Below are 9,860 nucleotides of genomic sequence, written 5' to 3' on the forward strand. Positions count from 1 at the left end.
CGGCCTGCGCATCCTGGTTCTCTATATACTTCGCAACCCGCGACGCCGTTATTTCCCTAATGACCTTACTAACAGTGTGAATTAATGCGCAAAAATAATAGATGCATCTCCTTTGCAACTACTAAATCGAGTGCTAACTTCATGCAACATCTCAAAAGGAAATAGCGCCATGAAAAATCTCATTGCTGAGTTATTGGTCAAGCTTGCGGAAAAGGAGGAGGAGTCGAAGGAGCTGGTCGCCCAGGTTGAAGCGCTGGAAATTGTCGTCACCGCGCTGCTGCGCCAGATGGCGGCCTCGGAGCAACAGTCGCTGATCCTGAGCGTTGAAGGCGCGCTGGCAGAGGCTCTGCCGGGCGATGAAGCCTTATCCAGAGACTCTGAGCTGCTGCAACAATACGTAAAAAAGCTTTTAAGGCACCCACGCAGTTGACCCCGCGTTAGCATGTAACATCTGTCATCTCACTGTCATCTGGGCTGCCTATAGTCGCTCTGTTTTATTTTCTTTAAGTATTTGTACATGGAGAATATTAAGTGAAACAGAGCGCGTTATATCTTGCACTATTATCCCTGCTTTCCTCGCCTGCTATTTATGCAGAATCATCTGTAGCGCCGGTTCTTGAAAGCCGCGCAGCTCACGGCGATATTTCCGCGCCAGGCGGCGCACGCCGTTTGACGGGCGACCAGACTGCTGCCCTGCGTGATTCCCTGAATGACAAGCCAGCCAAAAATATTATTCTGCTGATTGGCGACGGCATGGGCGATTCCGAAATTACCGCCGCGCGAAATTATGCCGAAGGGGCGGGCGGTTTCTTTAAGGGTATCGATGCGCTGCCGCTGACCGGGCAATACACCCACTACTCGCTGGACAAAAAAAGCGGTAAGCCCGATTACGTCACCGACTCCGCCGCCTCGGCGACGGCGTGGAGCACCGGCGTAAAAACTTATAACGGCGCGCTCGGCGTCGATATCCATGACAAAGATCATATGACCATCCTTGAGATGGCAAAAGCCGCCGGTCTGGCGACAGGCGACGTCTCCACCGCGGAATTGCAGGACGCGACGCCTGCTGCGCTGATCTCCCATGTTATCTCTCGCCGCTGTTACGGCCCGACCGTAACCAGCGAGAAGTGTGCGCTTAACGCGCTGGAGAAGGGCGGCAAAGGCTCGATTACCGAACAGTTGCTGAACGCGCGCCCGGACGTGACGCTCGGCGGCGGGGCAAAAACCTTCAGTGAAACCGCCACCGCCGGTGAGTGGCAGGGCAAAACTCTGCGCGAGCAGGCGCAGGCGCGCGGTTACCAGCTGGTAAACGATGCCGCCTCGCTTGCGGCAATCAGTACAGCTAATCAGGATAAACCGCTGCTCGGTCTCTTCGCCGACGGTAATATGCCGGTGCGCTGGGAAGGGCCAAAAGCCTCTCTGCATGGCAACCTGGATAAGCCTGCCGTGACCTGTACGCCGAACCCGAAACGCACCGACAGCGTGCCGACGCTGGCGGCGATGACGGAAAAAGCGATTGAACTGCTGAGCAAAAATGAGAAGGGCTTCTTCCTGCAAGTGGAAGGGGCGTCGATTGATAAGCAGGATCACGCGGCCAACCCGTGCGGCCAGATTGGCGAAACCGTCGATCTCGACGAAGCAGTACAGAAAGCGCTGGAGTTTGCGCGTAAAGATGGCAATACGCTGGTGATCGTCACCGCAGACCACGCCCATGCCAGCCAGATCATTCCGGCAGATACCAAAGCACCGGGACTGAGCCAGGCGTTGACCACCAAAGATGGCGCAGTAATGGCGATGACCTACGGCAACTCGGAAGAGGAGTCGATGGAGCATACCGGCACGCAGGTGCGCATTGCGGCGTACGGCCCGCATGCGGCGAACGTGGTGGGGCTGACGGATCAGACCGATCTCTTCTACACCATGAAAGCGGCGCTGAGCCTCAAGTAAGGGCTGCCCGGCGGTAAATGTTTGCTGCCGGGTGGTTTTTTCGCCAATTAGGACCATCCTTAAAGGGTTCATTGACAGAAGGATGGCGCTATGAAAATCACACTCCTCGTTACTCTTATCTTCGGTGTGCTGTTTATGACGGCGTTAAGCGCCGCCGAGAAAACACTGACCCCGCAACAACAACGTATGACGCTCTGCAACCAGCAGGCTAAGGCGCAGAACCTTGGCGGCGATGCGCGCAAGAGCTACATGAGCGACTGCCTGAAGAACACCAAAACCGAGCCGGGGCAAAAAAGCCTGACACCGCAGCAGCAGCGGATGCGCGAATGCAACGCCCAGGCGACGCAGCAATCCCTGAAAGGCGATGACCGCAGTAAATTTATGAGCGCCTGCCTGAAAAAAGCAGCGTAATCCTCCCCGCGCGGGCGTACATCGCGCCCGCCTACTCAACGCCTTTCTGCCGCTGTGTTGCTCCCCGCTTAATCTCTGCCAGGCTTAATTTGTGAGCTGTGTTGTCTTTTTTTCCTTTGCGAGTGTACGTCGCCAGACGTTACGCCCGTTTTGCCACACCAATACGGGAGCAAGAGTAATGAATTATCAATATGTTACCGACCTGAACGATCTGCCGGAAAACCAGCCGGTGAAATTCGATGTCGATGGCACCTCGCTTATCCTCATCCGCACTTTAACCCAGGTGCGCGCGTTCCAGAGCCGCTGCCCCCATGCCGGTGCGCCGCTTGAGCAGGGCGCGGTGTGCGACGGGCGGCTGGTCTGCCCGTGGCATAAAGCTAACTTTGATATCACCAACGGCGAGTGGTGCGAGCCGCTGGCGCTGCAAAACCTGAAGCAGTATCCGGTGCATATTGAGCAGAACCGCGTACTGGTTAACCCGCGCCCGCTCTCGCCGACCAATCACAACACCATTCGCGGCGACGGGCCGCAAACGATAGTGATCCTCGGGACCGGCGCGGCCGGTAGCTCGGCGGCGGTGACGCTGCGCGACGCCGGGTTTAACGGCCATCTGATGCTGATTGATAAAGAGAGCGAAGCGCCCTATGACCGCACGGCGCTGAGCAAATTTGTGCCGTCAGGCAAGATGAAGATCAGCGAAGTGCCGCAGCTGCTGGATAAAGCGTTCTATGCCCAGCCGGGGGTGGAAAACATTGATCAAGAGGTGACAAAGCTTGATGCCGAAGCACATCAGCTAACGCTCGCCGACGGGCGCGAAATTACCTTCGACAAACTGCTGCTGGCGACCGGTGGACGCCCGGTCTGGCCAGAAATCGGCGGCAACCAACTGGCGGGCGTGCATGTGCTGCGTGATATCCACCAGGCGCAGACGCTGCTGAGTGAAGTGGAAGATGAGCAACAACTGGTGATCGTTGGTAACAGCTTTATCGCCATGGAGCTGGCGGCGGCGCTGCGTAACCAGGATGTCGATGTCACCGTCCTGTCGCGCCACGCGCTGCCGTTTGTGCCGCAGTTCGGCGAAGAGATTGGCCGTCACTTTATGCAGCTGCATAAGCAGAATGGCGTCAAATTTGTGACCGGCGAGCCAGCGGAGTTGCAGGGCGATAAGCACGTGCAGCGCGTGGCGCTGAAAGATGGTCGCACTATCCCGGCGCATGTGGTGGTGTTTGCTACCGGCGTGGAGCCGTCGACCGATCTGGTGGGCGATCTGCCCCACGAAGAGGATGGTAGCCTGACGGTGGATGAGTATCTGCGCGCCGCGCCCGATATCTGGGCGGTGGGCGATATCGCCACCTATCCGGCACCGGAAGGGCCTCGACGCATTGAGCACTGGCGCGTTGCGCAGCAGCAGGGGCGCATTGCGGCGTTCAATATGCTCGGGGAATCACAGCCTTTCGATCGGGTACCCTTTTTCTGGACTACCCACTTCGGCACGCGCTTTGAATACCTCGGCTATGCCCGCGAATGGGACAGCATGAAGATGCTGGGCTCGTTTGAGAATAAACGTTTTGCTGTGCTCTACGGCCAGGAGGGAATGCTGAAAGCGGTGCTGAGCTGCGGCGAGAACACCGCCACGGCGGAGCTGGTGCTGAAAATGCAGGAGCCGCTGACCATGCGTGCGGCCAGCGAACCCCTCTCGTAACGTTCGCGCCACGGTCTTATCGCCGTGGCGCTGCCTTTTACGCGCTCAGTTTTTCCGACTTCGCCATACAGGCAGCCATCGCGTCCATCACCGCGGCGCGAAAGCCCTTATCTTCCAGCACTTTCACCGCTTCGATGGTGGTGCCGCCCGGCGAGCAGACCATATCTTTCAGCTCGGCAGGATGTTTACCCGTTTCCAGCACCATCTTCGCCGAACCCATTACCGCCTGCGCAGCAAATTTATAGGCCTGCGCGCGCGGCATGCCGCCCAGCACGGCGGCATCGGCCATCGCTTCGATAAACATAAACACATACGCCGGAGCCGAGCCGCTGACGCCGACGACCGGGTGGATCATCCCTTCGGCAATCACTTCCGCTTCGCCAAAACAGCGGAAAATGGTCAGCACATCGGCGGTATCTTCGGAGGTAACCAGCGCGTTCGGCGTGATGGAGGTCATCCCGGCGTTAACTAGCGCGGGGGTGTTCGGCATCACGCGGATAATTTTACGGTCGTGGCCCAGCGCGCGCGCCAGCTGATCGAGCGTTACGCCCGCCGCGATGGAGACCACCAGCGTCTCTTTGTTCAGGCTGGAGGCGATATCGCTAAGCACCTTCACCATGATGTTCGGCTTCACGGCGCCAAAGACAATATCGGCGATCTGCGCGACTTCCTGCGCGCTCTGCGCGGCGTTAATGCCATACTCCTGTTGCAGGGCGGCGACCTTATCAGGCGTTGGCGTGTAAACCCAAATCTGCCCCGGTTTCACCTCGCCGCTGGCGATCAGCCCGCCGAGAATCGCCTTACCCATGTTACCGCAGCCGATAAAACCGATTTTCTTTTCCATCACGTCCCTCTCTGCTTGTTATTGCATGTGATTCATAGCTTAACGCGCTTTTCCGGCGAGGGCGAAAGGATCTCTGCTTTCCCCGGCGGGCAATTAAAGGGACAATGCGCCGAAACAAAAAGGAGTCACCATGGCGATATGGGTTGATGCGGACGCCTGTCCGAATGTGATTAAAGAGATTTTATTTCGCGCCGCGGAGCGGACACAGACGCCGTTAACGCTGGTCGCTAACCAGAACCTGCGCGTGCCGCCCTCTAAGGTGATCCGCGCACTTAGGGTGCCAGCAGGCTTTGACGTTGCCGATAACGAAATCGTACGCCTCTGCGCGCCGGATGATCTGGTAATCACCGCTGATATTCCGCTGGCGGCGGAGGTGATAGCAAAAGGGGCGGCAGCGCTTAACCCGCGCGGTGAGCGCTACACGGAAGCGACCATCCGCGAGCGGCTGACCATGCGCGACTTTATGGATACGTTGCGCGCCAGCGGCATCCAGACCGGCGGCCCGGACTCCCTCTCGCAGCGCGATCGCCAGCAGTTTGCCGCCCAGCTCGATAAGTGGCTGCTTGAGCGCCAGCGCCGCCAGACGCCGTAACCGGGCTTGTCAGTTTTTATCACTTCCAGTAAGGTTGCCGCTACAGGTGATGCCACAGAAACTTTACAGTCCTAACGGCTGCGCCAGAACGTTCTCTCGCGCAAAATTGGGAGTGTGTAACGTTACTCTTACGCAGCACGCGCCGTTGGTTTAGTGCTATCATCGCCATCTTATTGTTGTCCCCCAACCGGGGGCCTGGAGGAACAACCTGCTCATGACGCTACCCATCTTTCTCATCGGCGCACGCGGCTGCGGTAAAACCACTGTTGGCCGGGCGCTGGCGCTGTCACAGGGCTTTCAGTTTATCGATACCGATAGCTGGTTGCAGGAAGAGGCGCAGCAGACCGTTGCGCAAATCGTAGAGCAGGAGGGGTGGGCCGGTTTTCGCGCCCGCGAAACGGCAGCACTTGAAGCCGTGACCGAACCCGCTCTGGTCGTCGCCACCGGCGGCGGCATTATTCTCAGCGACTATAACCGCCGTTTTATGCGTGAACATGGGCGCGTGGTTTACCTTTGTGCGCCGGTCGATGTGCTGGCAGGGCGGCTGGAAGCCTTTCCGCAAGAGGGGCTGCGTCCGACTCTGACCGGGAAGCCGATCAGCGAAGAGGTGAGCGAAGTGCTCGCCACCCGCGATGCCCTTTACCGCGATGCGGCACACTTTGTGGTCGATGCCGCGCAGCCGCCGCTGGCGGTGGTGGCAGAAATTGAGGCGGCTTTACAGCTGGCGCGCGCCAGTTAGCGAAACGTTTGACTATACTTATCTCTCTAACTGCAAAAGGAGAATAAGCTATGCCGACTAAACCGCCCTATCCGCGTGAAGCCCGTGTTGTAGCTGTTGAGAAGGGACCCAGCGACGCGACTGTCACCTGGTATGAACTGCGCGCGGATCATCCGAAACCGGACTCATTGATCAGCGAACACCCCTCGGAGCAGGAAGCGCTGGATGCGAAAAAGCGTTACGAGGATCCCGATAAAAGCTAATCCGGCGATCCCGCCAGCATGATTTCCTGAACCTTTCAGAAAGTCGCTTGCATCACATTTTTTGACTGGCTTAATGCCAGTCACTGTTTATATTCATTGTTACTGGAATTTATTAGAACACAGGAGTGGCACATTCTCTTTACACGGCGGCGGTGCTCCATCCTCCGTCGGTTGTTGTGCAGAGAATCATAACTAAAAGCAGTTTTGAAAGGCGGAAAGCGAAAATGAGTGCGACGTTGGCGATCCTCACCATAGGTGTGGTGCCGGTAAAAGAGATCCTGCCGCTTCTGGCAGAGCATGTTTCAGAAGATCAAATCACCCATGTCAGCCTGCTGGGGAAGATGGACCCGGCACAAGTTCGTATCGATTATTGCGTAGAACCCGGCGAGACCGCCATCCCGACGCGTCTGAGCGATGACAGCCTCGGCATGGTTTCGCGCCAGAAGGTGGAGCGCGATCTGCAAAGCGTGATCGAAGTGCTCGATAACCAGGGGACGTATGACGTCATTCTGCTGATGAGCACCGCCGATATCCGCGGCTTAAACGCGCGAAATGCCATCCTGATTGAACCGCAGCGCATCATTCCCCCGCTGGTTGCCTCGATTGTTGATGGTCACCAGGTCGGTGTGATTGTACCGGTGCCTGAACTGATGGCACCGCAGAAGAAGAAGTGGCAGGTGCTGGAAAAAGAGCCGCTGTATGAACTCTGCCACCCCTACCAGGCGAGCGAGACGGAGCTGATTGATGCCGGAAAAGCACTGCTGGAACGCGGTGCCGATGTGCTGATGCTCGACTGCCTTGGCTTCCACCAACTGCATCGCGATCTGCTGCAAAAAGCGCTGGATGTCCCGGTTTTACTCTCCAATGTGCTGGTGGCGCGCCTGGCCTCAGAACTGCTGGTATAGCCGCAGAACGGCGCAATTTCGCGTGACATCACTTAAGCCCGGCCTCTATAGTGGTTTTCCAGTCATTTCTCTATAAGGGCCTGTTTATGCTTCAAAGTAATGAATACTTTTCCGGTAAAGTGAAGTCCATTGGGTTTACCAGCAGCAGCACCGGCCGCGCCAGCGTCGGCGTGATGATGGAAGGGGAGTACACCTTCTCCACCGCGCAGCCGGAAGAGATGACGGTGGTCAGCGGCGCGCTGAATGTGCTGTTGCCAGGCGAAACCGAATGGAAAAGGCACGCCGCCGGCGAAGTGTTCAATGTCCCGGGCCACAGCGAATTCCATCTGCAGGTCGCCGAGCCGAGTGCCTATCTCTGCCGCTATCTGTAACGCTTGCGCCATCCGGCGACAAAAAAGCCCGGTAGCGCTGCGCTGACCGGGCCTGTGAAAGTGAGTCGCTAAAATCGTTAGCGCTGGGCTTCGCCGCCCAGACCTTCCACCAGATTTTGAATCAGTGCTGCCAGCTCGCCGGTCATCAGAATAAAATCGGCATCGAAACGCTGGGCATAATCTTCCCGATCGATATCTTCATTCTGATCGCGCAGTTCATCGCTGAACTTCAGGCGTTTTACCGAGCCATCATCACAGATCATAAACTGGATGCGCTGCTGCCAGTCGAGGGCCAGCTTGGTCACCACTTTGCCCGCTTCAATGTGCACAGCGATTTCGTCACTCACCAGATCCTGCTTTTTCGCGCGGATCACGCCGCCATCTTCTAGCATCGCTTTCAGCTCGGCTTCGTCCAGCAACTGGAAACCCTGCGCCACGGTGCCGGAGCGGACCCATTCGGTGAGCGTCAGCTCAATCGGGTTTTCCATCGTCAGCGGTACGACCGGGAGAGAGCCGAGGCTTTTACGCAGCAGCGCCAGCGTATCTTCCGCTTTTTTTGCGCTGGCGCAGTCGACCATAATCAGGCCGTTGACGGTGTCGATCCACATCATCGTCTGGCTGTAGCGGCTGAAGGCGCGCGGCAGCAGCGAGTGCAGCACTTCATCTTTCAGCGCATCTTTTTCGGTTTTTTTCAGTTTGCGCGCCTGCTCGGCTTCGAGGCGGGCGATTTTCGCTTCCAGCGCCTGTTTCACTACCGGCGTCGGCAGGATTTTCTCTTCTTTGCGCGCGCAGATAATAATCTGGCCGTTGTTGGTGTGGGTCAGCGCTTCGCTGTGTGAGCCCATCGGTGGAACCCAACCGGTTTTCGCCATATCCTGACTACCGCATGGCGTAAACGAGAGCGGGGCGAGCTGTTTTTCCATCTCTTCCGCACGGAGCGCCACATCGCGGCTGAGACGGTATACCATTAAATTTTTGAACCACAGCATGATTTTTTCCACGGCCTTGTCGTTAAATGCAGCGGGCATAATAGCGAATTGTCGCCGCGCTTGCATTGCTAATGCGTGGTCCACTACGAGGAGTTTGATGTGCGTATCGGTATCGATTTGGGTGGTACAAAGACAGAGATTATTGCGCTGGACGAGCGCGGCGAGACGCTGTTCCGCCATCGGCAGCCGACGCCGCGCGACTATCAGCAGACCATTGAGCTTATCGCTTCGCTGGTCGACTTAACGGAAAAAGAGACCGGCCAGCGCGGCACGGTCGGCATGGGTATTCCGGGCTCTATCTCGCCCTATACCGGGGTGGTGAAGAACGCCAACTCCACATGGCTCAACGGTAAACCCTTTGATAAAGATTTAAGCCAGCGCCTTAATCGTGAAGTGCGTCTTGCGAACGATGCCAACTGCCTGGCGGTGTCGGAAGCGGTCGACGGCGCGGCAGCGGGCGCGCAGACGGTGTTTGCGGTGATTATCGGCACCGGCTGCGGCTCGGGCATTGCGCTCAACGGCCATTCGCATATCGGCGCTAACGGTACGGCGGGCGAGTGGGGGCACAATCCGCTGCCGTGGATGGATGAGGATGAGCTGCGTTATCGCAATGAAGTGCCCTGCTATTGCGGCAAACAGGGGTGCATTGAGACCTTTATCTCCGGTACCGGCTTTGGCACCGATTACCAGCGCCTGAGCGGCCAGGCGTTGAAGGGCAACGAGATTATTCGCCTGGTGAACGAGCAGGATGCGGTTGCCGAGCTGGCGCTGAGCCGCTATGAGATGCGGCTGGCGAAGTCGCTGGCGCATGTGGTGAATATCCTCGATCCCGATGTGATCGTGCTGGGCGGCGGGATGAGTAATGTCGATCGTCTGTACCAGACGGTACCGGGTTTGATGCAGAAGTGGGTTTTCGGCGGCGAGTGTGAAACGCCGATCCGCAAAGCGTTGCACGGGGATTCCAGCGGCGTACGCGGCGCGGCGTGGCTCTGGCCGCAGGGGGAATAGGCCGGATAAGCGTTTTACGCGCCATCCGGCAATGGGCCTGGTATGTGGCATTGGTGGAAGGGTTCCGTTCACCATACGTGGTGGGGTTTCATTGACCTCTTATGCGGTGA

At 57.6% G+C, this 9,860-nt stretch carries 12 protein-coding genes; 10 read left to right on the top strand and 2 right to left on the bottom strand.

Annotation, left to right across the window (positions count from 1 at the left end; genetic code table 11):
• The first annotated feature begins 169 nt into the window (after nucleotides 1–169).
• The 4 genes from iraP to IAE50_RS23660 all read left to right on the top strand — a co-directional run bounded on the left by iraP (nucleotide 170) and on the right by IAE50_RS23660 (nucleotide 4,060).
• Nucleotides 170–430, top strand: a complete 261-nt coding sequence (gene iraP / locus IAE50_RS23645) for an anti-adapter protein IraP (protein WP_042712200.1) — start codon at nucleotides 170–172, stop codon at nucleotides 428–430.
• 101 nt (nucleotides 431–531) lie between these two features.
• The gene (gene phoA, locus IAE50_RS23650) at nucleotides 532–1,947 is read left to right on the top strand and encodes an alkaline phosphatase (RefSeq protein ID WP_200135742.1); all 1,416 of its coding nucleotides are present in this window, start codon (nucleotides 532–534) and stop codon (nucleotides 1,945–1,947) included.
• A gap of 90 nt (nucleotides 1,948–2,037) precedes the next feature.
• Nucleotides 2,038–2,358 (top strand): phosphate starvation-inducible protein PsiF, encoded by a 321-nt coding sequence (gene psiF / locus IAE50_RS23655; RefSeq protein ID WP_023478946.1) that lies wholly within the window; start codon nucleotides 2,038–2,040, stop codon nucleotides 2,356–2,358.
• Between the two features lie 178 nt (nucleotides 2,359–2,536).
• Complete coding sequence (locus tag IAE50_RS23660) at nucleotides 2,537–4,060, top strand: FAD-dependent oxidoreductase (protein ID WP_200581495.1); 1,524 nt, start codon at nucleotides 2,537–2,539, stop codon at nucleotides 4,058–4,060.
• A 37-nt stretch (nucleotides 4,061–4,097) separates the two neighbouring features.
• Here the strand turns inward: IAE50_RS23660 and proC are convergent, their stop codons facing one another.
• Complete coding sequence (gene proC / locus IAE50_RS23665) at nucleotides 4,098–4,904, bottom strand: pyrroline-5-carboxylate reductase (protein WP_042712193.1); 807 nt, start codon at nucleotides 4,902–4,904, stop codon at nucleotides 4,098–4,100.
• Between the two features lie 130 nt (nucleotides 4,905–5,034).
• Between proC and IAE50_RS23670 the strand changes: the two genes are divergently transcribed.
• From IAE50_RS23670 to ppnP, 5 genes are all read left to right on the top strand, one after another.
• Nucleotides 5,035–5,496: a YaiI/YqxD family protein gene (locus IAE50_RS23670; RefSeq protein ID WP_023478951.1), complete on the top strand. Its 462-nt coding sequence runs from the start codon at nucleotides 5,035–5,037 to the stop codon at nucleotides 5,494–5,496.
• Between the two features lie 214 nt (nucleotides 5,497–5,710).
• Nucleotides 5,711–6,235: a shikimate kinase AroL gene (gene aroL / locus IAE50_RS23675; protein ID WP_042712192.1), complete on the top strand. Its 525-nt coding sequence runs from the start codon at nucleotides 5,711–5,713 to the stop codon at nucleotides 6,233–6,235.
• A 50-nt stretch (nucleotides 6,236–6,285) separates the two neighbouring features.
• A complete protein-coding gene (gene yaiA, locus IAE50_RS23680; RefSeq protein ID WP_034812321.1) occupies nucleotides 6,286–6,477 on the top strand; it encodes a protein YaiA in 192 nt (63 codons plus the stop codon).
• A 224-nt stretch (nucleotides 6,478–6,701) separates the two neighbouring features.
• Nucleotides 6,702–7,382, top strand: a complete 681-nt coding sequence (locus IAE50_RS23685) for an AroM family protein (protein ID WP_200581496.1) — start codon at nucleotides 6,702–6,704, stop codon at nucleotides 7,380–7,382.
• Between the two features lie 86 nt (nucleotides 7,383–7,468).
• A complete protein-coding gene (gene ppnP / locus IAE50_RS23690; protein WP_023478933.1) occupies nucleotides 7,469–7,753 on the top strand; it encodes a pyrimidine/purine nucleoside phosphorylase in 285 nt (94 codons plus the stop codon).
• A gap of 77 nt (nucleotides 7,754–7,830) precedes the next feature.
• Here ppnP and rdgC read toward each other — a convergent pair whose 3' ends face one another.
• Complete coding sequence (gene rdgC / locus IAE50_RS23695; RefSeq protein ID WP_023478948.1) at nucleotides 7,831–8,742, bottom strand: recombination-associated protein RdgC; 912 nt, start codon at nucleotides 8,740–8,742, stop codon at nucleotides 7,831–7,833.
• Between the two features lie 99 nt (nucleotides 8,743–8,841).
• Between rdgC and mak the strand changes: the two genes are divergently transcribed.
• A complete protein-coding gene (gene mak, locus IAE50_RS23700; RefSeq protein ID WP_124969501.1) occupies nucleotides 8,842–9,750 on the top strand; it encodes a fructokinase in 909 nt (302 codons plus the stop codon).
• Nucleotides 9,751–9,860 lie beyond the last annotated feature (110 nt).

The sequence above is a fragment of the Kosakonia sp. S42 genome (genome assembly GCF_016624785.1).
GTDB lineage: Bacteria > Pseudomonadota > Gammaproteobacteria > Enterobacterales > Enterobacteriaceae > Kosakonia > Kosakonia cowanii.